This window comes from Nocardia sp. NPDC050710 (assembly GCF_040654375.1).
Classification (GTDB): Bacteria; Actinomycetota; Actinomycetes; order Mycobacteriales; family Mycobacteriaceae; genus Nocardia.
The window spans coordinates 307,954-334,519 of sequence record NZ_JBFAHV010000004.1; the positions used below are offsets into that span (position 1 = coordinate 307,954).

General features: G+C 68.4%; 28 protein-coding genes. 19 read left to right on the plus strand and 9 right to left on the minus strand.

Annotated features, from left to right (window positions below):
• Nucleotides 1–120 precede the first annotated feature (120 nt).
• Genes ybeY through era form a run of 4 tightly spaced genes read left to right on the plus strand, consistent with a single transcriptional unit; the run spans nucleotide 121 to nucleotide 3,313 of the window.
• Nucleotides 121–675, plus strand: coding sequence for an rRNA maturation RNase YbeY (gene ybeY / locus AB0H61_RS11390; RefSeq protein WP_357302036.1), 555 nt, complete (start codon nucleotides 121–123; stop codon nucleotides 673–675).
• Nucleotides 672–2,051, plus strand: a complete 1,380-nt coding sequence (locus AB0H61_RS11395) for a hemolysin family protein (protein ID WP_357302038.1) — start codon at nucleotides 672–674, stop codon at nucleotides 2,049–2,051. Before ybeY ends, AB0H61_RS11395 begins: the two co-directional genes overlap by 4 nt.
• Nucleotides 2,044–2,394 (plus strand): cytidine deaminase, encoded by a 351-nt coding sequence (locus AB0H61_RS11400; RefSeq protein WP_357302041.1) that lies wholly within the window; start codon nucleotides 2,044–2,046, stop codon nucleotides 2,392–2,394. Before AB0H61_RS11395 ends, AB0H61_RS11400 begins: the two co-directional genes overlap by 8 nt.
• Nucleotides 2,369–3,313 (plus strand): GTPase Era, encoded by a 945-nt coding sequence (gene era / locus AB0H61_RS11405; protein ID WP_357302044.1) that lies wholly within the window; start codon nucleotides 2,369–2,371, stop codon nucleotides 3,311–3,313. Before AB0H61_RS11400 ends, era begins: the two co-directional genes overlap by 26 nt.
• Nucleotides 3,314–3,325: 12 nt before the next feature.
• Here the strand turns inward: era and AB0H61_RS11410 are convergent, their stop codons facing one another.
• A complete protein-coding gene (locus AB0H61_RS11410; RefSeq protein WP_357302046.1) occupies nucleotides 3,326–4,801 on the minus strand; it encodes an amidase in 1,476 nt (491 codons plus the stop codon).
• A 213-nt stretch (nucleotides 4,802–5,014) separates the two neighbouring features.
• Between AB0H61_RS11410 and AB0H61_RS11415 the strand changes: the two genes are divergently transcribed.
• Together AB0H61_RS11415 and AB0H61_RS11420 are read left to right on the plus strand one after the other, a co-directional pair.
• Nucleotides 5,015–5,881 (plus strand): alpha/beta hydrolase, encoded by an 867-nt coding sequence (locus AB0H61_RS11415; protein WP_357302048.1) that lies wholly within the window; start codon nucleotides 5,015–5,017, stop codon nucleotides 5,879–5,881.
• The gene (locus AB0H61_RS11420) at nucleotides 5,868–6,467 is read left to right on the plus strand and encodes a TetR/AcrR family transcriptional regulator (protein WP_357302050.1); all 600 of its coding nucleotides are present in this window, start codon (nucleotides 5,868–5,870) and stop codon (nucleotides 6,465–6,467) included. Before AB0H61_RS11415 ends, AB0H61_RS11420 begins: the two co-directional genes overlap by 14 nt.
• A 33-nt stretch (nucleotides 6,468–6,500) precedes the next feature.
• Here the strand turns inward: AB0H61_RS11420 and AB0H61_RS11425 are convergent, their stop codons facing one another.
• Complete coding sequence (locus AB0H61_RS11425; RefSeq protein ID WP_357302052.1) at nucleotides 6,501–7,520, minus strand: NAD(P)/FAD-dependent oxidoreductase; 1,020 nt, start codon at nucleotides 7,518–7,520, stop codon at nucleotides 6,501–6,503.
• Nucleotides 7,521–7,601: 81 nt separating this feature from the next.
• On the opposite strand from AB0H61_RS11425, the gene AB0H61_RS11430 reads away from it, so the two are divergent.
• The 4 genes from AB0H61_RS11430 (at nucleotide 7,602) to AB0H61_RS11445 (ending at nucleotide 10,313) form a co-directional block, all read left to right on the plus strand.
• On the plus strand, nucleotides 7,602–8,189 hold the full coding sequence (locus tag AB0H61_RS11430) for an XRE family transcriptional regulator (protein ID WP_357302055.1): 588 nt from the start codon (nucleotides 7,602–7,604) through the stop codon (nucleotides 8,187–8,189).
• Between the two features lie 49 nt (nucleotides 8,190–8,238).
• A complete protein-coding gene (gene recO, locus AB0H61_RS11435; RefSeq protein WP_357302058.1) occupies nucleotides 8,239–9,012 on the plus strand; it encodes a DNA repair protein RecO in 774 nt (257 codons plus the stop codon).
• Nucleotides 9,013–9,174: 162 nt separating this feature from the next.
• Nucleotides 9,175–9,885 carry an isoprenyl transferase gene (locus AB0H61_RS11440; RefSeq protein WP_357302316.1) on the plus strand — a complete coding sequence of 237 codons (711 nt, stop codon included), beginning with the start codon at nucleotides 9,175–9,177 and terminating at the stop codon, nucleotides 9,883–9,885.
• A gap of 14 nt (nucleotides 9,886–9,899) precedes the next feature.
• Nucleotides 9,900–10,313, plus strand: coding sequence for a hypothetical protein (locus AB0H61_RS11445; protein WP_357302061.1), 414 nt, complete (start codon nucleotides 9,900–9,902; stop codon nucleotides 10,311–10,313).
• A 48-nt stretch (nucleotides 10,314–10,361) separates the two neighbouring features.
• Here the strand turns inward: AB0H61_RS11445 and AB0H61_RS11450 are convergent, their stop codons facing one another.
• The gene (locus tag AB0H61_RS11450; protein WP_357302064.1) at nucleotides 10,362–11,336 is read right to left on the minus strand and encodes a WYL domain-containing protein; all 975 of its coding nucleotides are present in this window, start codon (nucleotides 11,334–11,336) and stop codon (nucleotides 10,362–10,364) included.
• Nucleotides 11,337–11,469: 133 nt separating this feature from the next.
• Between AB0H61_RS11450 and AB0H61_RS11455 the strand changes: the two genes are divergently transcribed.
• Together AB0H61_RS11455 and AB0H61_RS11460 are read left to right on the plus strand one after the other, a co-directional pair.
• The gene (locus AB0H61_RS11455) at nucleotides 11,470–11,865 is read left to right on the plus strand and encodes a RidA family protein (protein WP_357302319.1); all 396 of its coding nucleotides are present in this window, start codon (nucleotides 11,470–11,472) and stop codon (nucleotides 11,863–11,865) included.
• A gap of 77 nt (nucleotides 11,866–11,942) precedes the next feature.
• The gene (locus tag AB0H61_RS11460) at nucleotides 11,943–12,419 is read left to right on the plus strand and encodes a DUF488 domain-containing protein (RefSeq protein WP_357302322.1); all 477 of its coding nucleotides are present in this window, start codon (nucleotides 11,943–11,945) and stop codon (nucleotides 12,417–12,419) included.
• Nucleotides 12,420–12,440: 21 nt separating this feature from the next.
• Here AB0H61_RS11460 and AB0H61_RS11465 read toward each other — a convergent pair whose 3' ends face one another.
• Nucleotides 12,441–13,061, minus strand: a complete 621-nt coding sequence (locus tag AB0H61_RS11465; RefSeq protein WP_357302067.1) for a TetR/AcrR family transcriptional regulator — start codon at nucleotides 13,059–13,061, stop codon at nucleotides 12,441–12,443.
• A 102-nt stretch (nucleotides 13,062–13,163) separates the two neighbouring features.
• Here AB0H61_RS11465 and AB0H61_RS11470 point away from each other — a divergent pair, with 102 nt between their 5' ends.
• The gene (locus AB0H61_RS11470) at nucleotides 13,164–14,144 is read left to right on the plus strand and encodes a hypothetical protein (protein ID WP_357302070.1); all 981 of its coding nucleotides are present in this window, start codon (nucleotides 13,164–13,166) and stop codon (nucleotides 14,142–14,144) included.
• A gap of 203 nt (nucleotides 14,145–14,347) precedes the next feature.
• Here AB0H61_RS11470 and AB0H61_RS11475 read toward each other — a convergent pair whose 3' ends face one another.
• Both AB0H61_RS11475 and AB0H61_RS11480 read right to left on the minus strand, forming a co-directional pair.
• On the minus strand, nucleotides 14,348–14,794 hold the full coding sequence (locus tag AB0H61_RS11475; protein ID WP_357302073.1) for a Fur family transcriptional regulator: 447 nt from the start codon (nucleotides 14,792–14,794) through the stop codon (nucleotides 14,348–14,350).
• 3 nt (nucleotides 14,795–14,797) lie between these two features.
• On the minus strand, nucleotides 14,798–15,148 hold the full coding sequence (locus AB0H61_RS11480) for a metalloregulator ArsR/SmtB family transcription factor (RefSeq protein WP_357302076.1): 351 nt from the start codon (nucleotides 15,146–15,148) through the stop codon (nucleotides 14,798–14,800).
• Nucleotides 15,149–15,353: 205 nt separating this feature from the next.
• On the opposite strand from AB0H61_RS11480, the gene AB0H61_RS11485 reads away from it, so the two are divergent.
• Nucleotides 15,354–16,739 (plus strand): glycine--tRNA ligase, encoded by a 1,386-nt coding sequence (locus AB0H61_RS11485; protein WP_357302079.1) that lies wholly within the window; start codon nucleotides 15,354–15,356, stop codon nucleotides 16,737–16,739.
• 309 nt (nucleotides 16,740–17,048) lie between these two features.
• Here the strand turns inward: AB0H61_RS11485 and AB0H61_RS11490 are convergent, their stop codons facing one another.
• Nucleotides 17,049–17,657 carry a transcriptional regulator gene (locus AB0H61_RS11490; RefSeq protein ID WP_357302081.1) on the minus strand — a complete coding sequence of 203 codons (609 nt, stop codon included), beginning with the start codon at nucleotides 17,655–17,657 and terminating at the stop codon, nucleotides 17,049–17,051.
• A gap of 62 nt (nucleotides 17,658–17,719) precedes the next feature.
• Between AB0H61_RS11490 and AB0H61_RS11495 the strand changes: the two genes are divergently transcribed.
• Nucleotides 17,720–18,997, plus strand: coding sequence for an acyltransferase (locus AB0H61_RS11495; RefSeq protein ID WP_357302084.1), 1,278 nt, complete (start codon nucleotides 17,720–17,722; stop codon nucleotides 18,995–18,997).
• Nucleotides 18,998–19,204: 207 nt separating this feature from the next.
• Nucleotides 19,205–20,647: a molybdopterin-dependent oxidoreductase gene (locus tag AB0H61_RS11500; protein WP_357302087.1), complete on the plus strand. Its 1,443-nt coding sequence runs from the start codon at nucleotides 19,205–19,207 to the stop codon at nucleotides 20,645–20,647.
• A gap of 60 nt (nucleotides 20,648–20,707) precedes the next feature.
• On the opposite strand, the gene AB0H61_RS11505 is transcribed toward AB0H61_RS11500, so the two are convergent.
• Together AB0H61_RS11505 and AB0H61_RS11510 are read right to left on the minus strand one after the other, a co-directional pair.
• Nucleotides 20,708–21,532, minus strand: coding sequence for a MerR family transcriptional regulator (locus AB0H61_RS11505; RefSeq protein WP_357302089.1), 825 nt, complete (start codon nucleotides 21,530–21,532; stop codon nucleotides 20,708–20,710).
• 49 nt (nucleotides 21,533–21,581) lie between these two features.
• Nucleotides 21,582–23,552 (minus strand): TPM domain-containing protein, encoded by a 1,971-nt coding sequence (locus tag AB0H61_RS11510; protein WP_357302092.1) that lies wholly within the window; start codon nucleotides 23,550–23,552, stop codon nucleotides 21,582–21,584.
• Between the two features lie 50 nt (nucleotides 23,553–23,602).
• Between AB0H61_RS11510 and AB0H61_RS11515 the strand changes: the two genes are divergently transcribed.
• The 3 genes from AB0H61_RS11515 (at nucleotide 23,603) to AB0H61_RS11525 (ending at nucleotide 26,443) form a co-directional block, all read left to right on the plus strand.
• Nucleotides 23,603–24,280, plus strand: a complete 678-nt coding sequence (locus tag AB0H61_RS11515) for an MBL fold metallo-hydrolase (protein ID WP_357302094.1) — start codon at nucleotides 23,603–23,605, stop codon at nucleotides 24,278–24,280.
• Between the two features lie 261 nt (nucleotides 24,281–24,541).
• Nucleotides 24,542–25,162 carry a YdcF family protein gene (locus AB0H61_RS11520; RefSeq protein ID WP_357302324.1) on the plus strand — a complete coding sequence of 207 codons (621 nt, stop codon included), beginning with the start codon at nucleotides 24,542–24,544 and terminating at the stop codon, nucleotides 25,160–25,162.
• Between the two features lie 6 nt (nucleotides 25,163–25,168).
• Complete coding sequence (locus tag AB0H61_RS11525; protein WP_357302096.1) at nucleotides 25,169–26,443, plus strand: deoxyguanosinetriphosphate triphosphohydrolase; 1,275 nt, start codon at nucleotides 25,169–25,171, stop codon at nucleotides 26,441–26,443.
• Nucleotides 26,444–26,566: the final 123 nt, after the last annotated feature.

A 26,566-nucleotide genomic window follows, 5' to 3' on the forward strand; every position in this document is an offset into this window, starting at 1 on the left:
TCGTGTTTTCGCGGTGCGAGCCGGGCGGGCCGCGACCGGGCGCGCCGAAAAGTCGGCCGCCTCGCCCGCGCTCGGGGCTGCGGGCGGACCATGTCCATCGGCGTCTAATACGCTGTTCAGGTGAGCATTGAGATCGCCAACGAGTCGGGGATCGACGTACCCGAAGAAGACCTGGTCAGTGTCGCGCGCTTTGTGATCGCCCGGATGGACGTGCACCCTGCGGCGGAGCTGTCGATGGTGCTTGTCGATCTCGACACCATGGCGGACCTGCACATGCGGTGGATGGACCTACCGGGACCCACCGATGTGATGTCGTTCCCGATGGATGAGCTGGAGCCCGGCGGGCGGCCCGACAGCCCGGAGCCGGGACCGTCGATGCTCGGCGACATCGTGCTGTGCCCGGAGTTCGCGGCCGGTCAGGCGCGCAAGGCGGGGCATTCGCTGGATCACGAGCTCGCTCTGCTCACCGTGCATGGCGTTCTCCACCTGCTCGGCTACGACCACGCCGAGCCGGAGGAGGAGAAAGAGATGTTCGCGCTACAGGCGCGGCTCCTCGAGGAGTGGTACGAAAGTCTGCGTGAGGCGCAGCGGCGGGCCGAACTCGCCGAACGGGACGCCCGGCTGCTCGGTAAGGCGGGTTTCACGACACCGGGTGACGCACTGGGCCCCGCGTGAATTCTCTGACCCTGATCGTGCTGGCCTGCCTGCTTGTCCCGGTGGGTGGAATGTTCGCCGCTATCGACGCGGCACTGAACACGGTCTCCCCGGCCAGGCTCGACGATATGGTGCGGGCCGAACGCCCCGGCGCGGTACGGCTGCGCCGCATCGTCGCCGACCGCCCGCGGTATGTGAATCTCATGGTGCTGCTGCGCATTCTGTGCGAGATCAGCGCGACGGTGCTGCTGGCGGCCGCGCTCATCGCCATCTGGGACGACGACTGGGCGCTGCTGGTCACCGCCATCGTCATGGTCCTGGTGGATTACGTGGTGATCGGTGTCGGACCGCGCACCCTCGGCCGCCAGCACGCGTACTCCATCGCGCTGTCCTCGTCGCTACCGTTGCAGTTCATCGGCATGGTGCTCGGCCCGGTCAGCAGGCTGCTCATCCTCATCGGTAATGCCATCACCCCCGGTAAGGGTTTTCGCAACGGCCCCTTCGCCTCCGAGATCGAGCTGCGCGAGGTCGTCGAGATGGCAAGTGAGCGTGGCGTTGTCGCCGATGACGAACGCCGGATGATCCAGTCGGTCTTCGAACTCGGCGATACCGCGGCGCGCGCGGTGATGGTGCCGCGTACCGAGATGGTCTGGATCGAGGCGGATAAGACCGCGGCACAGGCGATGTCGCTGGCGGTGCGCAGTGGGCACTCGCGCATCCCGGTGGTCGGTGAGAACGTCGACGACATTCTCGGCGTGGTGTACCTGAAAGACCTGGTGCCGTATACGGATCGGAGCCGGAAGGTGCGGGTGCGCGACGTGATGCGCCCCGCGGTCTTCATGCCCGACTCCAAGCCGCTGGACGATCTGCTCGACGAAATGCAGCGCCGCCGCAACCATATGGCGCTGCTGGTCGATGAATACGGCGGTATCGCGGGCCTGGTGACCATCGAGGATGTGCTGGAGGAGATCGTCGGTGAGATCGCCGACGAATACGACACCGATGAGACCCCGCCGGTGGAGAATCTCGGCGACGGCCGCTTCCGGGTTTCGGCGCGGTTGTCGGTGGAGGATCTCGGTGAGCTCTACGGCCTCGTCATCGAGGACGAGGATGTCGACACCGTCGGCGGATTGCTGGCCCACGAGCTCGGACGGGTGCCGTTGCCCGGTTCCAAGGTCGCCGCGTATGGCCTGGTGCTGCGCGGCGAGGGCGGCGCCGACGCCCGTGGCCGGATGCGGGTGAATACCGTCGTGGTGCGGCGGGCGCCGGAGAAGAACACCGCCGAGAAGTCGAACGGCGACAAGCCCACCGGCGAGAAGAACGGCAAGCGGAAGGGCAACGGATCGGATCGGGAGACCCCCGACGATCGTCACGAGGACGGAGACACCGATGACTGAATTGGACGCCGAGGACAACAAACTGGTGGTTCTGGCCCGCGGTGCGCTCGGCCGCACCGGCGGTACCACGGGTGCCGCCATCCGCGACACCGACGGCCGCACCTACGCGGCGGGCGAGGTGGCGCTCCAGGCGCTGCGCCTGACCGCATTGCAGGCTGCTGTTGCCGCCGCGATCTCCAGTGGCGCGGAGGGATTCGAGGCCGCCGTGGTGGTCGGCGCGAAATTCTCCGACGCCGGAGTGAGCGCGGTGCGCGAGGTCTCCTCGGCCGCGCGGATCGTCTTCGCCGACCGTGACGGCGCCGTCTTCGACATCATCGATGACGCCGAGGTGCACGGTGGCTGACGGTCGCCTGGCGGGTGATACCGCCGAATTCCGTTCCGGCTTCGTCTGTTTCGTCGGCAGGCCGAATACCGGCAAGTCGACGCTGACCAATGCGCTGGTCGGCGCCAAGATCGCGATCACCTCCTCGCGCCCGCAGACCACCCGCCACACCATCCGCGGCATCGTGCACCGCGAGCATGCCCAGCTGATCCTGGTCGACACCCCGGGGCTGCATCGCCCGCGCACCCTGCTCGGGCAGCGGCTCAATGATCTGGTGCGCGATACGTATTCGGAGGTCGACGTCATCGCGCTGTGCATCCCGGCCGACGAGAAGATCGGCCCCGGCGATCGCTGGATCGTGCAGCAGGTCAGGCAGATGGCGCCGAAGACGACCCTGCTCGGCGTGGTCACCAAGATCGATAAGGTGAGCCGCGACCAGGTCGCCGCCCAGCTGCTCGCCGTCTCGCAGCTACTCGGCCCCGAGGCCGACGTGGTCCCGGTCTCCGCCGTCAAGGGTGAGCAGGTCGAGATCCTGGTCGATGTCATCGCCTCGAAAATGCCGGAGGGCCCGGCCTTCTACCCCGACGGTGAGCTGACCGACGAGCCGGAGGAAACCCTCATGGCCGAGCTCATCCGGGAGGCGGCGCTGGAGGGTGTGCGCGATGAACTTCCACACTCGCTGGCCGTCGTCATCGAGGAGGTGCTGCCGCGCGAGGAGAACGAGGACATGCTCGACGTCCACGCCCTCCTCTACGTCGAGCGCCCGAGCCAGAAGGCCATCATCATCGGTAAGGGCGGCGCCCGCCTCAAGGAGGTCGGCACCAACGCCCGCAAGCAGATCGAACACATCCTCGGCGTCCGCATCTACCTGCACCTGCACGTGAAGGTTGCCAAGGATTGGCAACGCGACCCGAAACAGCTCGGCAAACTGGGCTTCTGACGCCTGGCGCGGTCACCACCAGGGTGCGGGGCGGCTCCGTTCCCAGTGCAGTTCCGATTCCAGTTGCGAGGCAACGGAAACCAGCAGGGGTTCGGTGCTCGCCGTGCCCATCAGCTGTGCGCCGATCGGCAGACCCGCGCCGGTGAAGCCCGCGGGCACGTTCACGCTCGGCCAACCCAGCACATTCCACGGCCAGGTGTACGGGCACGCGGCGGTGATGAGGTTATTGGTGGCGTTGACGCCGATGCCGTCGATCTCCTCGGCGCGGGGCGGGGGAGTCGCGGTGGTCGGCGCGAGCACCAGATCGTAATCGTGGAAGAACGATCCGATCCGCTTGTGCAGCAAGGGTTCCGCCTTTCGGGCGGCGAACAGGGCGGGACCGCTGAGCAGTTGGCCGATGCGGGCATTGGCGCGGGTGCGCGGATCGACCACGGCGCCGGGCATCTGATCGGACACCAGCCGGATACCCGCCATCGAGCGCGGCAGGAAGGACGCGCCGACCATGAGGCCGTAATGCAGGTCCGCGATGGTGACCGAATGTCCGAGCTTGCGCAGCGTCGCGGCCATCCGCCGGACCGCGGCCTCGACCTCGGGATCCAGCGCGGTTCTGGTGGCGGTGAACGGTATTCGCAGTGATAGCGCGATCCGCAGCCGTCCCGGATCGCGGCCGACCGCGTCGGAGACGGTGATCGGTTCCGGCGTGTGCCTATCCCCGCAGTGCGGGCCCGCGGCCAGGTCGAGCAGCAGGGCGGCATCGGCGATCGTGCGCGCGAGCGGACCGTTCACGGTGAGTCCATGGAATGCCTCGGCATGCGGCCAGGTGGAGATGCGTCCGCGCTGCGGCTTGATCCCGACCAGATTCGTCCACGATGCCGGAATGCGGATCGAGCCCGCGCCGTCGGAACCCAGTGCGGCCGGGACCAATCCGGCCGCGACGGCGGCCGCCGAGCCGCCGGAGGAGCCGCCGGGTGTGCGCTCGCCGTCCCACGGGTTACGGGTATGCCCGAAGGCGGCGCCGCTCGTGAACGGCAGCTGGCCGAGCTCGCAGGTATTCGTCTTGCCGACGATCACCGCGCCCGCCGCGCGCAGCCTGCGCACCGCCTCGGCATCCTCGGTCTTCGGCGCGAATTCCCCGCCGCAGCCGAAAGCCGTTGGTTCGCCGACGATGTCGGTGTCGTCCTTGATCGCGATCGGTACGCCGAGCAGCGGTAGTCGCTCGCCCGCGGCCAATCTCCGATCCGCCTCGGCGGCTTCGGCGAGCGCCTTCTCGCGTCGCACGATCCGGAAGGCGTTGAGCGTCGGCTGGCTGGCCTCGATCCGATCGAGGGCGGATGTGACGGCGTCGGTGGAACTGATCGTGCCGCCCGCGAGCGCGGCCGCGAATCCGGCCAACCCGAGATCGGCCGTCGGGTCCCGGGTGGCGTCCGGGGCCGTGCGGTGCTCGACGGGATCGGGTACCGCCGCGAGCCTGCGGTTCGAGGTGGTCATGTGAGCTCCATCTCTTCATACATTGCAGTGAACGGTAGCTCGCATCTGGTCGACCGTCCACATTGGTTATCGCGAATAAGACGCAAACCGCACGGTCTTATTTGAGGGGGCATTCGATCTCTTCCGGAACCGAGCCACAGGTATAGACATACATACCGTATGTATGTAAAAATCGGCCGGGACCGCACATGGAGCTGGAGAGAGGCGAGAAACATGGGAATCAGCACTTCGCTCGGCACGACCCACGAGGTGGACCTGCCCGGCGGTCGCATCGAATACCACGACACGGGAACGGGTGCACCGGTCCTTTTCGTGCACGGCCTGCTGGTCAACGCCGACCTCTGGCGCGGGGTCGTCCCCGGTATCGCCGCGGCGGGCTACCGCTGCCTGACCCCGACCCTGCCGCTCGGCGCGCACCGGATCCCGGTACCCGATGCCGACCTCACCCCGACCGGCGTCGCCGACTTGATCGCCGACTTCCTGGAACGCCTCGACCTGACCGATGTCACCGTCGTCGCCAATGACACCGGCGGCGCGATCACCCAGGTGTTACTGACCCGCAAGCCCGAGCGCATCGGCCGGGTTGTCCTCGCCTCCGTGGACAGTTACGAGGGCTTTCTGCCGCAGCCCTTCACCCTCCTGCCGCTGCTGGCCAGGATTCCGGGTTCGATGCGTCCGCTCACCGAGGCGATGCGCATCCGCGCGCTGCACCGGTTGCCGCTGGCCTTCGGCTGGGTCGCCAAACGTCCGGTGCCGCCCGAGATCGCCGACTCCTACCTGCTGCCGAGCCGCAACTCTGCCGCCATCCGGAAGGATCTGCGCCGCTTCCTGACGTCGGCACACCGCCACTACACCCTGGAGGCCGCGCGGCATTTCGGGGACGTCCGGGTGCCGGTCCTGCTGGTGTGGGCGCGGGAGGACAGAATCTTTCCGATCGAATTCGCCGAGCGCCTGGCCCGCGATCTGCCCGACGCGACACTGACCCTCATCGACGACTCCTACACCTTCCTCCCCGAGGATCAGCCCGAGTTGCTCACCGAACGGATTCTGGAGTTCACTCGGCTGCATGCCACGCCGTAGCCAGGAGGATCGCTCCCGCAGTACCCGGACCGCGCTCGAACAGGCGGGGCGCCGCCTGTTCACCGAGCGCGGCTTCGCGGGTATCTCGGCCGAGCAGCTCGTGGCCGAGGCGGGCGTCACCCGCGGCGCGCTGCACCACCACTACGGCGATAAACGGGGTCTGTTCCTCGCGGTACTCGAACGGCTCGAGCTCGACAGCACCGCCGAGATCGAAAATGCCATCCGCGCGACAGGCTCCGATGACATCCTGATCTCGATGGCCGCCGGCCTCAATGCCTTTCTCGAGATCTGCCAGCGCCCCGAGATGATCCGGATCGCCCTCTTCGACGCCCCCGCCGTCCTCGGCTGGGAGCAGTGGCGCGAACTGGAGGCCCGCTACGGTCTCGGCCTGATCATCTCCGAATTGGAGCGGGCCCGGGGCGCCGGCCTGATTCCTGATATCCCCATCCAGACCATGGCCCAATTGATCCTCAGCGCGGTCGGCGAGGCGGGTCTGATCGTCGCGCACGCCGAGGACAAGGACACCGCCCGCGCCCACGCCCAGCAGTCGCTGATGCTCCTCGTCGGCGGCCTGCTGCGTAGGTGAGGGTGTCGCCGCGAGGTGCGTCGGACGGCCGGTTCAGAGCCCGTGACGACGGTCGCTGGTGATCAGTTCGGACACGTGGGATTCGGATTCGGCGGAGAGCGGGTCGCGGTAGGCGGCGACCGCCGCGCGGGTCTCCTCGGTGACCAGATCGAAGTTGATCTGGGCGCCCGCCGCGGCACCGGCGGCGGCCGCGGCGCCGACCTGGGCGGCGAGATCGGTGACATTGCCCGCCAGCCAGAGGCCGGGAACTTCGGTGCGGCCGGTGGGATCGGTGGGGATGTGGTCGCCGACGCCCGACGGATGCGGGGTGGGGCGGAGTCCGAGCGGGGCGAGGAAATCTGCCCGCGGGGTCATCCGGGACGCGATCGCCACCGCGTCGCGGGGGATCACCCTGCCGTCGGACAGTTCCACGCCCGCGATGGCGTCCTCGACGATCGCGAGGGACGCGACCGTGCCGGGCACCAGGCGGATGCCGCGAGCGGCCAACTGTTCGGCCTGCTCGCCGGTGGGTGCGGATGTCGTGTGGGTGAAGTAGGTGATGTCGGAGCTCAACTGACGGAACAGCAATGCCTGGTGTACCGACATCGGGCCGGTGGCGATGACGCCGATGGCGCGATCGCGGACCTCGTAGCCGTGGCAGTATGGGCAGTGCACCACATCTCGGCCCCAGCGTTCGCGCAGTCCCTCGATATCGGGGAGTTCGTCCACCAACCCGGTGGTCACCAGTAGACGGCGGGCCCGGATGGTGTCGCCATCGGCCGATGTCACGGTGAATCCATCACCCTCCCGCGCCGTGGTCGTGACCGTACCGGTCACCACCGCGCCGCCGTATCCGCGGACCTCGGCCCGGCCACGCTCCAGCAACTCGGCGGGTGGGAGCCCGTCGTGCCCCAGGAGTCCGTGTATGCCCTCGGCGGGCGCGTTGCGCGGGTGACCGGAGTCGATCACCAGGACCGAGCGCCGCGCCCGGACCAGCATCAGCGCCCCGTTCAATCCCGCGGCGCCACCGCCGACTACCACCACGTCATAGCTGTTGTTCAGTTTTTCGGTCATCGAGACCACCTCCTGCGTCGACCATGCGACAGGATCGGCCGATATGGCAAAGATGTTTGCCGATATGGCAAACTGGATGGCATGGATGCCGACCTCGATCAAGCCCTGGACGCGGTCGGGCCTCGGCTGCGTGCGCTCCGCAAACAACGGGACACCACGCTGGCCGACCTGTCCGAGCGGACCGGGATCTCGGTGAGCACACTGTCCCGGCTGGAATCCGGCGCTCGCAAGCCGACGCTGGAACTGCTGTTCCCGCTGGCCCGCGCGCACGGCGTCACCCTGGACGAACTCGTCGACGCGCCGCCCACCGGCGATCCGCGCATCCATCTGCGCCCGGTCACCTATCGCGGCATGACCATGGTGCCGCTGACCCGGCGCGCAGGCGGTATCCAAGCCTTCAAGGTCGTGATGCAGGCCGGTGGCAGCCGGGAGCCCGATCCGCAAACCCACGAGGGCTACGAGTGGGTCTATGTCCTCAACGGACGGCTGCGGGTCGTCCTCGGCCAACACGATCTGGTGCTCGCGCCCGGCGAGGCGGCCGAGTTCGACACGCGCGTCCCGCACTGGTTCGGCGCGACCGACGCCGAACCGGTCGAATTCCTGAGCCTGTTCGGCAAACAGGGCGAACGCGCGCACCTGCGCGCCCGCCCCAGGGGCGCATCCGGATAACCGCAGCGGCCTGCCGTCGGCTGTCGCCCGACCGTGCGAGGATGAGCCTGTGCGTTTGTATCGGGACGAGGCAGTGGTGGTGCGCCAGCACAAGCTGGGCGAGGCGGACCGCATCGTCACGTTGCTGACACGCCGCTACGGCCTGGTGCGGGCGGTGGCCAAGGGGGTGCGGCGGACCAAATCCCGGTTCGGCGCCCGGCTGGAGCCCTTCGCCTATATCGATGTGCAGTTGCATCCGGGGCGGACGTTGGACGTGGTCACCCAGGTGCACACCATGGAGGCATTCGCCGCCGACATCATCGACGACTACGGCCGCTACACCACGGCCTGCGCCGTACTGGAAACCGCCGAACGGCTGGCGGGCGAGGAACGCGCCCCGGCCCCGAAACTGCATGCGCTCACCGCGAGCGCGCTGCGCGCCATCGCCGCCAAACAGCGTCCGCACGAATTGATCCTGGATGCGTTTCTCTTGCGCGCCATGGGTTTTGCCGGGTGGGCTCCCGCACTGGACGAATGCGCCAAATGTGCCACACCCGGTCCGCACCGCGCCTTTCACGTCGCCGCGGGCGGTGCGGTCTGCGTGCACTGCCGCCCACCCGGCGCGGCCACCCCGGCGCCCGGTGTACTCGATCTGCTGATCGCCCTGCGCAAGGGGGAATGGGACTACGTCGCGACGGTGCCCGATTCCGTGCGTAAGCAGGCCAGCGGGTTGGTCGCGGCACATCTGCAGTGGCATCTGGAACGACAGTTGCGCACCTTGCCGTTGATCGAGCGGTCGGCCGCTCCGGTCAGGGAGCCCGCGGCGGCCGAGCGGGCGGGATGACTTCGCGCTTCCCGTGCTCGAGCGCCCGGGCGCATCAGGCAGGATAGAACCGTGATCCTCCGCCGCGATTCCGCAACGACAAGGTCGACCAACACCCGATCGGAAGCCAGCCGATCGGTACGTCCGCCGTCGCCGCATCCCTCGGGGGCCACGCCGCCGGATCTGCCGCCCGAGCTGGTCCCGAACCACGTCGCGCTGGTGATGGATGGCAACGGGCGCTGGGCCCAGGAGCGCGGGCTGCCGCGCACCGCGGGGCACGAGCGCGGCGAGGCGGTGCTGATGGACACCATCGAGGGCTGTATCGAGATCGGTGTGAAGTGGCTATCGGCCTACGCGTTCTCCACCGAGAACTGGCGGCGCAGCCCGGACGAGGTGCGCTTCCTCATGGGATTCAACCGGGATGTGATCCGCCGCCGCCGCGACGAGATGCACGAGATGGGTGTGCGGGTGCGCTGGGCCGGACGTCGCCCGCGCCTGTGGCGCAGCGTGATCAACGAACTGGAGACCGCCGAGGAGCTGACCAAGAACAACACCGTGCTGACTCTCACCATGTGCGTCAACTACGGTGGCCGCGCCGAAATCGCTGATGCGGCAAGGGAAATTGCACGGCGGGTGGCGGCGGGCGAAATCGATCCGGAGAAGGTCTCCGAGGCCACCCTCGCCAAATACCTGGACGAGCCGGATATGCCGGATGTGGACCTGTTCCTGCGCCCTTCGGGCGAATTCCGCAGCTCCAACTTCCTGATCTGGCAGTCCGCGTACGCCGAATACGTCTTCCAGGAAACGCTGTTTCCCGATTTCGACAGGCGCAACTTGTGGGAGGCCTGTCTCCAGTACGCTTCGCGTGATCGCCGATTCGGCGGCACGAAGTGAACGGCGGCACGGATATGGACGCAGCGGTCACCCCGGAGCAGGAGCTACAGGCGCGGGCCGGCGCCTGCCTGTCGCTCTACGACGTCGATGTGCGCGTCGACCCGGAGGGTTCGATCGGATTCGAGTACGAGGGCGCGCTGTGTTCGCTACGCGCGGTGACCCTGGCACCCGGCCTGGACGTACTGACGCTGACCTGCGTGCTGGCGTGGGACCGGCCGCTGAAGCCGCAGCTGCACAAGCGAGTCGCCGAGCGCAACAACGCGTTGCAGTTCGGTTCGCTCACCGTGATCGGACACGGCAAGCTGGCCGATGTGATCCTGCGCTACACCTTCCCGGCCGCCGGACTCGACGATCAGGCGCTGGCGACCATGCTGTTGCTGGTGCTCTCCGGCGCGGGCCGGGCTCGGACCGGCCTGCTCCTGCCCTGAGGCGGTCCGAATCGCATCGGCCAGCGGCCTGGCAGAAGGCGACAACTCTCAGGGTGACTCTCCGTAGCGGGTGGCAATCGCGGCGGCGCGGTCGCGTAGGGAAGTGCGCAACGATCGCGGGGCCAAGGCTTCCGCGTCCGTGGTGAGCTGCCACAGCGCCCATTCGGCGTGTCGTGAATCTTGGAAGGTCACCTCCATCCGCAGCCAGCCGTCTGCGTCGGCTTCCTCGGTGCGGACGGCCAGTGCGGTGCTCACCAAGTCGTCGCGCCGCGCCGGATTCACCCGTACCAGCACGGCGATTTGGTCGCCGCCGGTCCGAAACCGGGTGCTGCGTTCTTGCCAGGCCCGGTCCAGATCGACCCGGTCTGGTCGTTGTGCCTGTTCGGGAAGTTCCTTTGCGGCCAGCACCCGCGACAGCCGGTAGGTGCGGTCCGCGCCGGACCTCGTCGCCAGCAGGTAGCCCCGGTCGCGAACGACGACCAGGCCGATCGGGTCCACCGTGCGCCACTTCGGGGTCTGATCGACAGCCGCGTAGTGGATGCGCAGCTTATTTCCGGCGAATACCGCGCGCCGGACCTCGGCCAAGATGGTGCCGGGCACCTCCTCACCGCTCAGTCGACGCGACAGCAGATCGGTCTCCGGTTCGATGAGCAATCGCTCGGCCACGTCAGCCGCGGTGTCGCGATAGCTTTCGGGTAGCGCGTCAACCACCTTGAGCATCGCCGAAGCAAGCGCCGAGCCGAGGCCGAATGCCTGCGCGCCGCGCCGCGATCCGGCGACCAGTAAGGAAAGCGCCTCGTCGTGGTTCAGCCCGGTGAGCTCGGTCCGGAAACCGGGTAGCAACGCGAAACCGCCGTGCCGACCGCGTTCGGCGAAGACCGGGATACCTGCGGCGGACAGCGCCTCGATGTCGCGCAACACCGTGCGGGTGGACACCTCCAGCTCGTCGGCCAGCTCGGTCGCGGTCAGCTGACCGCGCTGGCGCAGCAGCAGCACCAGCGACACCAACCGGTCGGCGCGCATTCGAAAACTTTACCGAATACACGACACAGGATGTCGTGATTTGCTGGGAGGCTTACCACCACGACGTCGAAGATGGCGGCTCCCGAGCCGTGGACGTACGTATCTCGATGAATCGAATGGAGTGGATGTGGCAGTGGAACGAACGGCGGTCAACCCGGTCACGTGGTCGGTGGAGATGGGATTCAACCAGGGTGAGCTGGTCTCCGGGCACACCCGGACCCTGTACTGCTCCGGGCAGACCGCGATGAGCGGCGACGGCGAGCCCCAGCATGCCGGTGATATGGCGGCGCAGTTGGCGCTGAGCCTCGAGAACTTGGAGGCCGTGCTCGGAAAGGCCGGCATGACCCTCGCGAACCTCGTCCGACTCAACGTCTACACCACCGACGTCGATCTGCTTTTCCAGCACTACGGCGTGCTGGCGTCGCGGTTGGGCGCTTGCGAGGTGGCACCGACGACCACGATGCTCGGGGTCACACGACTGGCGATCCCCGGCCAGATGGTCGAGCTCGAGGGGACCGCCGTCGACTGAGGCCGCCTCGCCGCCTCCGGTAGGGCTGCCGGAGGCGGCGGGTAAGCAGGAAGGTAGGTGATTTCCCGGTGCTCAGAATGGTGACAATCGGCGTCTATGGCTTCGACGGTGAGTCCTTCCTGCAACGGCTACGGCACGCGGATGTCCGCCTGCTGCTCGATGTTCGCCAGCGCCGCGGTGTCCGCGGACCCGAGTACGCCTGGGCGAACTCACGGCGACTACAGGAGGCCCTCTCCCGAGCCCGGATCGCCTACGAGCACCACCGCGAACTCGCCCCTACCACCGAACTTCGCCAGCTCCAGTACGCCGAGGATGACCGCCGCGGGGTCGGCAAGCGCTCGCGCCGTGAACTCGCTGCCGAGTACACCCGCCGCTACACCACCGAGATCCTCGACCGCGCCGACCTCGCCCCGATCGTGTCCGCATTGCCGAGCAGCGGGATCGCGGCGCTTCTCTGCGTAGAACGCGACCCTGAGGCTTGCCACCGCTCATTGATCGCCGAGCGGCTGACCGAGCAGCACCACGTCACGTTCGAGCACCTGTGCCCGTGGTGACGCGGGAATTCCTCGAGTGCCCTAGGTGACGACCGGATGCGCCACATTCTCGCCGTAGGGGAGCAGTGTGCGCACCCCGAGCGCCAGCGTCTCCGGTGACGGATCGCCGATGATCAAGTGCTGCAGGATGAATCCGGGCAGCAGCCCGATGATGGCGACCGCGACCGCATGGGTGTCGGCGTCCTCGGGCAACCAGCCGATGTCCCTCATCTTCTCGGCGTATTCGTGCCAGACATTGCGCATGGCGAGGATGGCCTCCTTGACGTAACCCGCCGCCTCCGGTTCGACCAGCGCCAATGCCCAGGCCTGCGGGGCCAGTCGGATCGGGCCGTCGGGGCCGCTGCGCGCCACGATGTTCTCCGCGAGCAGGGTGACGATCTGCGCCGGGGTGGGCAGCGGATCGTTGTGGATCGCCTCGATCATGATGGCGCGCACCTCGACCATGGTCTTGGTGGCCAGGGCGGCGATGATGTCGTCCTTGCTCTTGAAATAGCGATAGACGGCCCCGGCCGAGAGCCCCGATTCCGCGAAGATGTCCTGCATCGAGGTGTCGTGGAAACCCGTGCGGGCAAAGCACAGCCGCGCGGCGTCCAAGATCTGCTGTCTGCGGCGTTCCAGGTGTTCTTCGCTGACTCTGGGCATGAGCCCAAAGTAAAACGAATATCCGTTCTTGACAAGCGCGGTGCCCCGTGCGATGGTAGGGCCATCGAAAAAGAACGGACATTCGATTTTCGGGAGAACTTCATGAACAGCACGCAGCGAGCGCTCGCCGTCGGTATCGGCGCCGCCCTGCTCCAAGCCCTGATGCTGATCGCCTTCGCCTGGCCCGCCGCCAATATCGCGCCGCGCGATCTGCCCATCGCGATCACCGGTCCGCAGGCGAGTCAGATCGCGGGCAAGCTGGCCGAGCACAGTCCCGACGCTTTCGAAATCACCAGCCCAGCCGATGAGGCCGCCGCCCGCGCCGCCATCGCGGACCGCGAGGTCTACGGCGCGATCCTCACCGGCGGCGGCGCGCCGCGGGTCCTCGTCGCCTCCGGTGCGAGCCCGGCCGTCGCCCAGCAACTCACCGCCGTCGCCCAGCAGCTGTCCGGCGCACCGGCCGCCGCGGTCGAGGACGTGATCGCGGCCGATGCCGACGACCCGCGCGGTGTCGCCTTCGGGGCCATGGTGCTGCCCCTGGTGATGGCGGGTATCGCGGCGGGCGTGCTGCTCAGCCTGGTGATCCCGTCGGTCACCGCCCGGGTGGTCGGCCTCGTCACCTTCGGCATCGCGGGCGGCTTGGTGAGCATGGCGATCATCCAGGGCTGGATGTCGGTGGTCCCCGGCCCGTTCCTCACCCTGGCGGCGGTGGCCGGCCTGGTCTCCTTCGCGGTCGCGGGCACGGTCGTCGGTCTGGCCACCGCTATCGGCCGCGCGGGCATCGGTATCGCGGCCTTGACCATGCTGCTCGTCGGCAACCCCTTCTCCGCCGCCACCTCGGCCCCCGAATTGCTGCCGCAGCCGTGGGGTGTCATCGGCCAGTACCTGCCGCCCGGCGCGGCCGCCTCACTGCTCCGCTCGGTCGCCTTCTTCGACGGCGCGGGTGCGGCGAAACCGCTGATGGTGCTGCTGACCTGGGCCGTCGTGGCGGTTGCTCTGCTGGGTGTGGGAGCTCTGCGCGACCGCGGCGCTGCGGCCGCCCCGGTACCCACACAATCGCCCGACCCGGTCCCGGCCGCCTGAGCCGATCCATCGAATCGACCGCCATCCGACCGGGACGGCGGTCGATTCGCTGTCCGTGGCACGCGGGAGGACGGACGATCCGTCGCCGGGTCAGCCGACGGTGAAGGACAGGGTCGGTGCGGTGGCCGCCGGATCACCCGGCTGACCCGCGGCGGTTGCCTAGACGGCCGGGGTGCGCGTCACTGATGTCCGGGCGGACCGGTTCAGACGGTCCGGCCCACCTTGTCCGGTTGCCCTGCCGCGCAGTCCCGGCAGGTGCCGAAAATCTCCATGGTGTGGCTCACCTCGGTGAAACCGTGTTCTCCCGCAATGGCTTCTGCCCATGCCTCGACCGTCGGCCCCTCCACCTCGACGGTGCGACCGCAGTGTCTGCAGACCAGGTGGTGATGGTGCCCGTTGGAGCACTGGCGGTACACCGACTCCCCGGAATCGGTGCGCAGCACATCGACCAGCCCGGCATCGGCCAGCGATTGCAGGGTGCGGTAGACCGTTGTCAGCCCGATGCCCTCGCCGCGGCGGCGGAGTTCGTCGTGCAACTCCTGCGCGGAGCGGAACTCGTCGATATCACCGAGCAGGGCGGCGATCGCGCTGCGCTGGCGGGTGCTGCGGATGCCGACCGGTTTCTGCGGATTGAGCGTCTTGTCAGGCACGAATCACCCTTCCTCGGCGTGCGCGACGGCATCGACGACGATATGCGCCAGGTGGTCGTCGACCAGTTCGTAGAGCACCTCGCGGCCGGATCGCTCACCGTGTACGACGCCCGCGGACTTCAGGATGCGCAGATGTTGGCTGACCAGCGGTTGGGTCACGCCGAGCGCCTCCACCAACTCGTGCACACAGCGCGGCGATTCGCGTAGTTGTAGCACGATCGCGATGCGCACCGGTGCCGCCAGGGCACGCAGCAACTCGCCGGCATCCTCCAGGACAGCCCGCGCGGGCACCGGCGCGGGGCCGGGGGACCGGTACGGGTTGTGCGGATGCGCGGTAGCGGTTTCGGCGGTCATCGAACCAACTCCTTATTGGAAAGCGATCCCATTTTGATATGCACGAGTGCGCATGTCAAACGAGACGCGCGGAGCGTTCACAGACTACGTGCCGCGCCACACCCTGTGCGGTGCAAAACCGGTTGGCAGGTGCCGATAGTCTGGAGGCACTCGTCGTCCCCCCTGGGGACGCATTTCCGACTCGCAGTGGATGGAGAATTCTCGCGTGGCACCCAAGTCGAAGGTGGACACCGTTGCCAACCTCGCCAAGCGCCGGGGTCTGGTGTACCCGTGCGGTGAGATCTACGGAGGCACCAAGTCGGCATGGGACTACGGTCCGCTCGGTGTCGAGCTCAAGGAGAACATCAAGAAGCAGTGGTGGCGGTCCATGGTCACCAGCCGCGAGGATGTCGTCGGCCTCGACTCGTCGGTGATCCTGCCGCGCCAGGTCTGGGAGGCCTCCGGCCACGTCGCGACGTTCACCGACCCACTGGTCGAGTCGCTGCACACGCATAAGCGCTACCGCGCCGACCACCTGCTCGAGGCGTACGAGGAGAAGCACGGCCACCCGCCGGTCAACGGCCTGGCCGATATCAAGGATCCGGAGACCGGCCAGCCCGGTAAGTGGACCGAGCCGAAGAACTTCTCCGGCCTGCTCAAGACCTTCCTCGGCCCGGTGGACGACGAGGAGGGCATGCACTACCTGCGGCCCGAGACGGCCCAGGGCATCTTCGTGAACTACAAGAACGTGATGACCACCGCGCGCAAGAAGCCGCCGTTCGGCATCGCGCAGATCGGCAAGAGCTTCCGCAACGAGATCACGCCGGGCAACTTCATCTTCCGGACCCGCGAATTCGAGCAGATGGAGATGGAATTCTTCGTCAAGCCCGGCGAGGACGCGGAGTGGCACAAGTACTGGATCGACACCCGGCTGGCCTGGTACACCGACCTCGGCATCGACCCGGAGAACCTGCGCCTGTTCGAGCATCCCAAGGAGAAGCTGTCGCACTACTCGGCGGGCACCACCGACATCGAGTACCGCTTCCGCTTCCAGGGCAGCGAGTGGGGTGAGCTGGAGGGCATCGCCAACCGGACCGACTACGACCTGAAGACGCATGCGGAGCACTCCGGCACCGACCTCGGTTTCTCCGACCCGAACACCGATGAGCGCTACATCCCGTATGTCATCGAACCGGCGGCCGGTCTGACGCGCTCGCTGATGGCGTTCCTGGTCGACGCCTACGCCGAGGACGAGGCCCCCAACACCAAGGGCGGCGTGGATACGCGCACCGTGTTGCGCCTCGACCGCAGGCTTGCCCCGGTGAAGGCCGCGGTGCTGCCGCTGTCGCGCAATGCGGATCTGACGCCGAAGGCGAAAGACCTCGCCGCGCAGCTGCGCCGGAGCTGGAATGTGGAGTTCGACGACGCGCAGGCCATCGGCCGCCGCTACCGTCGCCAGGACGAGATCGGCACCCCGTTCTGCATCACCGTCGACTTCGACACCCTCGAGGATCAGGCCGTCACCATCCGTGAACGCGACTCCATGACGCAGGAGCGGATCGCGCTGGACAAGGTCGAGGGCTACCTGGCCCAGCACCTCATCGGCGCGTAGTGTTCCGAATCCGAGCCCGGCAACCGGTGGTTGCCGGGCTCGGTTCGTTTCAGTGACAGTGCGATCCGGCGCCGCCGTAGCTGTCGTGATGCAGCGCCTCGCCGACATGGCGCTGTCTGCCCAGCGGGGTCAGATTCAGGTAGTTGTGGGTTCCGATGAGAATGTCGCCGCCGCGTCGGCCAGCAATTTCTTGCGGGTCGTCAACCATTCCTCGGCGGAGACGACGGCCGGACGATTCATGATGTATCTCCTCGTGTCGGTGAGACCGGTCCGTAGAGGTAGACCGGCCCGCCGGGGAGATCTCATCGGTCAGAGCGGCACATCCCAGAACGCGTATTCGTGCCGCATTCCTTCCAGGAAAAACCGTTGCGCGCGGGCCGGATCGCCACCCGCCTCATCGAGCATCTGGGCGCAGCGGCGGGTGAGGGCGGCGAAGCCGGGGTCGGCATAGGTATCCACCCAGCGCCGGTAGCGCGGGTCGGCGGGCGGGTTCGCGGCGAGGATGGCGCCGAGGGTGGAGTAGCCCCACATGCAGGGATAGAGGGCAGCCAAGCCGTCGGCGTAGTCGGCGGCGGATTCCAGCAGGAATGTGGTGTAGGCCGCGCAGGGCGCACCCTTGACCGCGCCGTCCAGATCGGCGCCGAACTCGGCCGCCAGTGTGCGGTGCAATGTGAGCTCGTCGTGGTAGGTGGCATGGGCCAGATCGACCAGGTCGCCGAGATGGGCCGCGGGCGCCTGCCAGGCGAGCCTGCTGAATACGCGCACATAATCGAGGAGGAACAGGTAGTCCTGTTCCAGCCAGGACCGGAAGACGGGTTCGGGCAGATCGCCGTGCGCAATGCCCGCCACCGTGGGGTGGGTCAGCTGCTGCTCGACCAGTGGACGGCCGAGCTTCTCCAAATGTGCCGCGAGACTCATCGGAGAAGTCTCTCCTACCTGCCGAATTGCGCGGAATCCGGCCGTGACGCACCCTTGGCGGTGTGTGGTGGTTCGAAGGTGATGTGGTGCGGGTATTGGCGCCGTCGGAAGAACGTTTCGTGCGGCACGGGACCTACACCGGTCGATCGGTGCGCGTCGAGGGCTCACTCGACACGGCGGCGTTGAGCGCGGCATTCGCGGCGTTGCAGCGCGCCTATCCGGTACTCACCTGTCGCATCGGCGAGGATGCCGCGGGACGCGGCTATCTGCTGCGGCCATCCGGGGAATCCGTGGGGGCGTGGGTGCACGCGGGCGACGCCGAAGAGGTGCGAATCCCCGTCGAGCCGATCGATCCGGCCGTACAACTCGCCTACCTGGATGTGGTGGCGGCCGACGCCGGGCCCGCGCGGGTCACGCTGTTCGCGCATCACGGCATCGCCGACGCGGGACACTGCGTCGAACTGTTCTCCCGACTATGGGACTACTACACCGAATACCTGGAGACCGGTTCGATAACCGTTGTGCCGCAGGCATATCCGCAACCATTGGAATGGCATGCGGCGCAGCGCAGGATCACCAGGGGAGCGGACTCCGGCCTCGAGCAGGTGACCCACCCGCTCCCACCGGAGGCGCGGATCCTGCCGCCCGACCCCGAAACTCCGGCGCCGCCCTCGCTCGCCCGGGCCCGGCGCACGGTGCTCCACGCCGAGTCCACCGCCCGCATCGTCGCACTCGGTCGTCAGCCGGGCGTCACCGTCAACGGCCTGATCACCGCCGCCTTGCTGCGCGCCTATGTCGCCGAAACCGCGGATGTCAGCGGTGATCCGGTACCGGTCGGCTGCCTGTATCCGGTCGATCTGCGCACCCGTCTCGATCCGCCGGTCCCCGCCGCCGAGGGCACCAATATGGCCGGACTCGCCTGCTTCGCCGCCACCGTCGACCCGATGGCCGGTTTCGGCGGACTGGCGCACCAGGTCTCGGCCCGACTGCACGACGATCTGGCCGCCGGACTCGTTCAGCAATCCGTACTGCATTTCCCGGACTACTTCGGCCCCACCAGAATCCACTCCGTGGCCGGCCATATCGCGCTGACCAATACCGGTCGCGTCCCCGCCTTCCGCACACCCGCCGGTCTGACCCTCACCGACTACGAAATCGTGTACCTCTCGGCCCATCCCAGGCCGAGCACCGGCGCCTCCGCCGCCGTCACCTTCCTCGTCTACACCTTCGAGGGCCGCCTCACCGTCGGCGTCCTCGGCGGCGGTCCAGCCGCCGACCGTCTTCCCGAGGCCGTCGCCAAACAACTCGACGCCCTCGCCACCGAACCGCTCGGGCTCTGACCCACCACCGTCTGTGACCGCCGCAACCGCTGGCCCGACGCCCGGACCAACTGAGAAACACCGTCAGCGAGAGAGACAGTCGGGCACCGGAGCAGGCCGACCGGTTTGGGCGTGGCGGGATCGGCGCGTAGCTGAATGGGGCGGGCGGGGTCGGTGATTCGTGGAATGCTGATACCGAGGCGACGATGCGGAAGCGGGTGGCGAGTGGTGCGGACGAATAAGGCGCGGTGCGGTGGCCTCGGTGCCGCCGCGATCGGCGTTGCGGCGCTGGGTTTGGGGGAGGCGATCGCCGCGATGCGCGGCGGATCGCTGATCGATACCGTGGGGCGGGCGCTGACCGATACGGCGCCGGTGCCGGTGGTCGAGGCGACCGTCGCGCTATCCGGTCGGCACGACAAAGCGGTGACCCGGCTCGGTGTCGGGGCCGGTGCGCTTGCGGCCACCGTGGGGCTCGATGCGCTGCCGCCGCGGGCGCGGGTGGCCGCCGCCGCGGCCTCCGGAGTCGTGACGGGTGCGCTGGCCCTGCGGCAGTCCAACCGGTCGGTGACGGCCGCCGCCGGCGCGGCCGCCGCCGGGATGCTCGCCGCCGGGCTGCTCGGGCGTCCGCGCGGGGCGCTGGGCACCGTGGCCTGGGGCCTGGCGGGCATGGGGCTGCTGGCGACCGCGCAGACCCTCCAGCGCGATCATGATCGTCGGCAGGACAACGAGATTCGCCGCGTCGGTCCGATTGGCGTCCTCGGTGTCGTCCCAGAGGACGGGCTCGAAGGGGAACCCGGGCTGTCCGCGCTGATCACCGCCACCCGCAAGTTCTACGTCGCCGATGTGAATCTGCGTCCGCCGCGGATCGATCCGAACCGCTGGCGGCTCGCCGTCACCGGCAAGGTGGCACATCCGCTGCGGCTGTCGCTGACCGAATTGGCCGCCGACGCCGTCGAATTCGACGCCGTCATGGTGTGCGTGCACAACCGGGCGGGGCAGGGGCGCGCGGGTAACGCCCGTTGGTTCGGTGTCCCGCTGGCAGATCTGCTCGAACACGCGATGCCGGATTCGGACGCCACCCGCCTGGTCACCCGGGCGATCGACGGCTACACCATCTCGCTGCCATTGCGGTCGTTGCGCTCCGGCGAACTGCCCGGCTACCTGGTGATCGGCATGAACGGCGAACCACTCGCGCCCGCGCACGGCTTTCCGGCCCGGGTCTTCGTCCCCGGCCTCTACGGTCAGTACACCGGGGTCAAATGGCTCGCCGAACTGGAACTCACCGACGACAGCCACGTCGATTACTGGGTGAAACGCGGCTGGCCGTCGGCCCCGCTGTGGGTCGAACCGCACGCACGCATCGACGTCGCCGCGCCCGGCCGCGCCTGCGCGGGCACCACCACCGTCGCCGGTGTGGCCTGGGCCCCGCCGGAGGGCGTCGCCTCGGTGGAAGTGCGTGTCGGCAACGGTGATTGGCAACCGGTGGACTTGGCCACCGAACTCGCGCCCGCCGCATGGCGCCGCTGGCGCACCACCCTGGAACTCGCCCGGGGCTCGCACACCCTCCAAGCCCGCACCATCGGCAAATCCGGCCGGGTCCAAGACGGCGCCAACCGCCCGCCGTTCCCCGCCGGACCCACGGGATTCCACACGATCACCCTCGAGGTCTGAGCATCCACCAGCCCGGCACGGCGTTCGCGAACGACCGAGCCGGGCCCGCACCGGATCCGGCTACTCCGCCGCGACGGGTTCCTGGAGTTCGGTGACCCAACCGGCGGGATCTTCGGTGTACTCCAGGGTGACCTCGCGGGCGGGGCCCGCGGAGCGGTAGCCGTTGGCGTCGATCCAGCGGCCCATCGCCTGCCATGGTTCCAGCACATCGTCCATGCTGCCGCGGTGCACGACGGTGGCCGCCCGCGCCACGGCGGGGAGGTCGACGATCGAGAAGTCGTGACCGGCCACGAGTTCCACTGCGACCGGCATGGCCGCGTGCACGAGCACCGAGCCGTCCTCCCCGGCACGCTCCTCGTAGTAGGCGATGCTGGGACCGACCGGCTCGATCCCGGCCTGTTCCAGCCGTCGGCACAGCTCCTCGAAGAGCGGACCGACCACCGGGCCGATCGATTGCGGCTCGAAATCGCCCGCGACGCCGGTCAATTCGGCGACTCGGACGGCGGGAATGGATTTGATCACTACATCATTGGCAGGCATGACGCCCTCCTTCTCGATGATGCGGAGCCTCGTTTCGACCTGGACGAGCCGGGCCCGGTCGCCGCTGATCCGCTGTTCCAGCTCCGCGCGGCGCAAGGCGAGCATGCCGCGCAGTTCCGCGCTGTCGACCTTGTCGTCGAGGATCTGGCGCACCTGTTCCAGCGTGAACCCCAGATCCTTCAGTGCGACAATGCGATTGAGGCGGGCGAGTTGTCCGGCCTCGTAGAACCGATAGCCGGTCGCGGCGTCCACCCGGTCCGGTCGCAGCAGTCCGATCGCGTCGTAGTGACGCAGCATGCGGACCGATACCCGTCCGTGTCTGGCGAAGTCTCCGATACTGAACATGACGCCTCCCGGTCTACGGCCTCACACGGTGTCAGGGTCAAGCGCCGCCTCAGAAGCGCCCGCCGCGGCCGATGCGGCGCGACCCGCTCGATCCGCCGTAGGATCCCGCGCTGTATCCGCCGGATCCGCGCCGGGCCCCGCCCGCCGCACCCCGCAGCAGTCCTTCGATCAGGATTCCGCCGAGCACCGCGCCCGCCTGCCCGGACCCCGACGGCGGACGGCTCGCCTCCCACGCCCGCACGCTGGCCTGCGCCTCTTGGAGCGCGCGCCCGGCCATATCGGCGGCCGATCGCGCATGCGTCAGGGCCTGGGCGGGATCATTCGCGCTCAGCTGTTGTGCGGCATCGAGATTGCGTTGCGCCTCCGAGAGCCGGGTCCGCGCATTCGCGTCGATTCCGCCGCGCCGGGTGGTGATGTAGTCACCCGCCGCGGCGATCCGCGACCGTGCGTCGGTCAGCGCCCGATCCAGCCTGCGGCGCAGATCCTCGGCGGCGAGCTTGCGGTCGGTGGCCGCGGCGATGGCACTGTCCAGTTCGCCGTCGGCGGTGACCGCGTCATGGAAGGCGTCCAGCGGATCGGTCTGCGCCGTGGCCGTGGCCGTATCCCATGCCCGCTGGGCCGCGGCGGTCGCGGCGGCGAGTTCCGCTCCGCCGTAGCTCGCGAGTTCGGTGGCCGCGGCGATATCGGCGCGCAATTCGTCGAGGACACCGGGCAGGCCGTCGCGCGCCTGCTGAATATTCGTCGCCGCATTATCGACCGCGTCCAGCAGCATGCGAGCCTGGCTCACGGCGGCCTCCCCCGATCGGATCGCGGCCACCGCGCCACCCTGTTTGCCGACCGGCTGTGCCAGCGCGTCCCGGCCCGCGTCGATATTCTGTTCGGCGAAGGTGATTCGCTCGCGCGCCATGGTCACATTGTCCTGAATCGAGGCGAGCACACCGGCCGGATGCGCCGTGCTCAACCGGGCCAGCTCGGCCTCGGAGGCGGGTGTGCGTCCGGTCAGCTCGACCAGGTCCCGGGTCAGCGCGTCCAATCGGCTCGGTGCGTTGATCAACAGGTTGCGCATCTCGTCGAATTCGGCCACCCGCGCGTCGAGTTCGCGATCGGCCCTGCCGACCACGCCGAGCAGTTCGACCAACAGGCCGCGCTGCCCGTCGGTGGTCTCCGGGATCTCGTCGTCGAGCCGCTGCCGGATCTGGAATGCCTTGGCGGCGGCGGTCTTCGCATGCTCCAGCGCGGTGGTGAACGGGGTGGTCGCGGTGGCCCCGAATTCGCCGGTGGCCAGCTCCAGTTCTTCGGCGCTGGTCCGGATCGCGTTATCGATTTCGACCAGCACTTCGCGCGAGCGCGCGTGCAGCGCTTCCAGCGGCAGCTCCGCGAGCGCGGCGCTGTTCTCCGGGTCCAGACTGCGCGCCGCCGCCAACTCCGCGCGACTTCGATCGCGCCGCCGTTTGCGCGAGAAGAGCACCAGTCCGCCGATGACCAGAACCACCACGAGGGCGAGGATCAGCAGGGTGCGAACGCTGACCCCGCCACCGCGCATGGCCGAGTTCAGTCCGTCGGCCGTCTCGATCCCGGCCTCGGCCCACCGGCTGTCGCGCAGCGCGGGCTCCACCTCGCGGGTGAGCAGGGTATCGAGTTCGGCATCGCTGACATCGTCGGGCAGATCGCCGTAGAAGGAGTATTCGCGTGTTCCGGTGGCGACGGCCAGCAGCAGATCCCGCGTCCCGAAACGGGATTGCGTCGCCGTGCGCTCGGCCCACATCTGCGGATCCAGTCCACCGAAATCACGCACGTAGGCGATCCACAGCCGCATCTGGTGATCGGCGTACAGCTGATCCACCGCCGAACGCACCCGATCGAATTCCGCGCCGTCGAGCACCTTCGCTTCGTCCACGACGTAGGTATCGAGGCGTGTCGGCGGCTCCGCGAACGCGCCAGGCGCGCCGATCAGCGCGATGCACGCGAGCAGTACCACCCGGGCAGACCAGCGGACGAGGCCATTCGGCTGCAGCGGCATGCCATGAATGTATCGGTGGAATACGCCCTACCAGTGGATAGCATCGACGTGTGATCACGATCGATGTTCCGTACACCGGCCACGTGTTCCCCGGATCGAATCCGCAGCAGCGGGATCTACCCGGCGCCCGCATCATCAAAATGTCCGTCGGTGCCATGGACAACAACTGCTATCTCGTCCAGGACGCCGCCACCGGCGCGGCCCTGCTCATCGACGCCGCCAACGAACCCGAGCGCATCGCGGCCCTGATCGCCCAGGAGGCCCCGGGCAAGATCCGACTGATCCTCACCACCCATCAGCACCCCGACCACTGGTGGGGCCTGAAGGAGGTGCAGGCCGAAACCGGCGCCCCCACCGCCGTCCACGCCCTCGACGCCGCTCCCCTCCCTGTCCACCCCGACCGTCTCCTCGCCGACGGCGACACCGTCGACATCGGCGACCTCACCTTCTCGGTCATCCACCTGCGCGGCCACACCCCGGGCTCGGTCACCTTGGCTCTCACCGACGAATCCGGCCGCCATCACCTCTTCACCGGCGACTCGCTGTTTCCGGGGGGTGTCGGGAAAACCAACAGCCCGGCCGACTTCGACTCGCTCTACAAGGACGTCACCACCAAACTCTTCGACTGCTACCCCGACGACGCCATCGTCTATCCGGGCCACGGCAACGACACCACCCTCGGCGCGGAACGTCCGCAATTGGCCGAATGGCGCGAGCGCGGGTGGTGAGCCGACCGCAGCGAATCCGAGCGCGGCGTGAAGCCGCGAACGGGCCTGATCGAGGCGGTCTACGCGGCGCTGTAATCCGTCCGCCGCCGACATCGATCCGCCCGCTCCCGGGATCCGAGGCGTCTCACCGTCGGACCCGCCCGGGCAACTCATCGGAATGTCAGCCTGTCCTGGCAGACTTGCAACGTGAGTTCGTCAACCCAGCATCCCGGAGCCGGATCGGCTCGAGATCCCGGCCGGCCGCGTGGTTTCGGCGCCGGGCTGCGGCGCTGGACCTGGCGGCTGGCGGCCGGCGCGATCGTGGCCGGGGTGGTGCTGATCGGCGGTACCGCGATCCGGGTGTGGCAGGTGGCGCGGATCGACGACTACAGCAAGGCCGATGCGATCGTGGTGCTGGGCGCGGCGCAGTACTCCGGCACGCCCTCCTCGGTCTTCGAGGCGCGCCTCGACCAGGCGGCAAAGCTGTTCAGGCTCGGTGTCGCTCCGAAGGTGATCACCGTCGGCGGTAAGCAGGAGGGCGACCTGTACACCGAGGCCGCCTCGGGCAAGAACTACCTACAGTCCCTCGGCGTGCCCGCGGATCACATTCTCGCGGTGGAGACCGGTTCGGACACCCTGCGCAGCATCGAGGCCGTCGCGACCGCCATGCAGGCGCGGGAAATGTCCTCGGCGGTGCTGGTCAGCGACCCCTGGCATTCGCTGCGCACCCGCACCATGGCCCGCGACGCCGGGCTGGACGCGTGGACCGCGCCCACCCGCACCGGCCCGGCCGTCTACACCCGGGAATCCCAGGCACACGGCATCGCCAGGGAAACCGGCGCGCTGCTGTGGTACCAGCTCACCCATTTCTCCGCCGACTTCGAATACACGGCGGGCCAGTGAGATCCGATGACTGACAACTACACCGAACACGACCGGGAACGCATGGTCGTCGAGGGCGCGAAGACCGCGGGTCTCGGCCCGCCGCGCAGCGAATTCGAAACCGGTCACCGCACCGAGTTCGCGCGCGACCGGGCGCGCGTACTGCATTCGGCCGCATTGCGCAGACTTGCCGACAAGACCCAGGTCATGGGTCCGCGCGACGGCGACACTCCGCGCACCCGGCTGACCCATTCGATCGAGGTCGCCCAGATCGGCCGCAGCATCGCCGACGGCCTGGGCACCGACCCCGACCTGGTCGATCTGGCCGGTCTGGCCCACGACATCGGCCACCCGCCCTACGGACACAATGGCGAGAAGGCCCTGGACATATTCGCCGACGACTACGGCGGCTTCGAAGGCAATGCCCAGAATCTGCGCATCCTCACCCGGCTGGAACCCAAGGTTCTGGCTCCCGACGGCACCAGCGCCGGACTCAACCTGACCCGCGCCGCCTTGGACGCCGCCATCAAATATCCGTGGGGCCGCCCCGGGCCGGGCGCCAAATTCGGCGCATACGACATCGACACCGACCGCCTGGACTGGATACGCAAGGACGCACCGGACCGCACGAAGAGCCTGGAATGCCAGATCATGGACTGGTCCGACGACGTCGCCTACTCGGTGCACGACGTCGAGGACGGCGTGATCGCGGGCCGCATCGAACTGCGGGCGCTGGCCGACCCCGCCGAACAGGCTGCCCTCGCACGTATGGGCCTCGCCCAGCATCCCTCGCTGTCCGCGGATGAACTCGTCGCCGCCGCCCAGCGCCTTTCGGAACTTCCCGTGGTCGCCGCCGTCGGCCGCTATGACGGATCCTTCGCCAGCTCGGTCGCCCTGAAACGCCTGACCAGCGAACTTGTCGGCCGCTTCGCCACCGCGGCCATCATGGCGACCCGCGCGGTCGCCGGTCCGCGTCCGCTGTCCCGATATGCCGCCGATCTCGTGGTGCCTCCCGTGGTCCAGGCGGAGGTCGCCATGCTGAAAACCGTCGCCCTGCGCTACGTCATGTCCGACGAGGACCACAAACTCCGCCAAGCCGACCAGCGGGATCGCATCCTCGAGGTCGCTACCCGTCTCCTGGCGGCCGGGCCCACGTACCTGGACCCGGTGCTGCTGCCCTGGTGGGAGGCCGCCGACACCGAGACGGCCCGGGTCCGCGTCATCGTCGACCAGATCGCGTCGTATACGGAGAGCAGGCTGGAGCGGGTGCTGGCATCGTTGCGCACCGCGGGTCCGGCCTGAACACCCATTCAGCAGGCGATTCTGGTGAAAAAGCCCACTGACGCCGCCCGCCACCGGCGGGTGCTCGACGCCGCCCGGCTACTCCTGTCCGGATCAATGGGTCGACGGGATCGACGCTAGACT

Excerpts from the sequence above, each read along its gene's own strand:
- era (WP_357302044.1), top strand. The coding sequence starts at position 2,369 with ATGACGCCGAGGTGCACGGTGGCTGACGGTCGCCTGGCGGGTGATACC.
- AB0H61_RS11490 (WP_357302081.1), bottom strand. The coding sequence starts at position 17,657 with ATGAGTCTCGCGGCACATTTGGAGAAGCTCGGCCGTCCACTGGTCGAG.
- AB0H61_RS11450 (WP_357302064.1), bottom strand. The coding sequence starts at position 11,336 with ATGCGCGCCGACCGGTTGGTGTCGCTGGTGCTGCTGCTGCGCCAGCGC.
- AB0H61_RS11400 (WP_357302041.1), top strand. The coding sequence starts at position 2,044 with ATGACTGAATTGGACGCCGAGGACAACAAACTGGTGGTTCTGGCCCGC.
- AB0H61_RS11525 (WP_357302096.1), top strand. The coding sequence starts at position 25,169 with ATGACTGACAACTACACCGAACACGACCGGGAACGCATGGTCGTCGAG.
- AB0H61_RS11505 (WP_357302089.1), bottom strand. The coding sequence starts at position 21,532 with ATGTTCAGTATCGGAGACTTCGCCAGACACGGACGGGTATCGGTCCGC.
- AB0H61_RS11460 (WP_357302322.1), top strand. The coding sequence starts at position 11,943 with ATGGTGACAATCGGCGTCTATGGCTTCGACGGTGAGTCCTTCCTGCAA.
- AB0H61_RS11480 (WP_357302076.1), bottom strand. The coding sequence starts at position 15,148 with ATGACCGCCGAAACCGCTACCGCGCATCCGCACAACCCGTACCGGTCC.
- AB0H61_RS11410 (WP_357302046.1), bottom strand. The coding sequence starts at position 4,801 with ATGACCACCTCGAACCGCAGGCTCGCGGCGGTACCCGATCCCGTCGAG.
- AB0H61_RS11425 (WP_357302052.1), bottom strand. The coding sequence starts at position 7,520 with ATGACCGAAAAACTGAACAACAGCTATGACGTGGTGGTAGTCGGCGGT.
- AB0H61_RS11415 (WP_357302048.1), top strand. The coding sequence starts at position 5,015 with ATGGGAATCAGCACTTCGCTCGGCACGACCCACGAGGTGGACCTGCCC.
- AB0H61_RS11430 (WP_357302055.1), top strand. The coding sequence starts at position 7,602 with ATGGATGCCGACCTCGATCAAGCCCTGGACGCGGTCGGGCCTCGGCTG.
- AB0H61_RS11510 (WP_357302092.1), bottom strand. The coding sequence starts at position 23,552 with ATGCCGCTGCAGCCGAATGGCCTCGTCCGCTGGTCTGCCCGGGTGGTA.
- AB0H61_RS11420 (WP_357302050.1), top strand. The coding sequence starts at position 5,868 with ATGCCACGCCGTAGCCAGGAGGATCGCTCCCGCAGTACCCGGACCGCG.
- AB0H61_RS11470 (WP_357302070.1), top strand. The coding sequence starts at position 13,164 with ATGAACAGCACGCAGCGAGCGCTCGCCGTCGGTATCGGCGCCGCCCTG.
- AB0H61_RS11465 (WP_357302067.1), bottom strand. The coding sequence starts at position 13,061 with ATGCCCAGAGTCAGCGAAGAACACCTGGAACGCCGCAGACAGCAGATC.
- AB0H61_RS11445 (WP_357302061.1), top strand. The coding sequence starts at position 9,900 with ATGGACGCAGCGGTCACCCCGGAGCAGGAGCTACAGGCGCGGGCCGGC.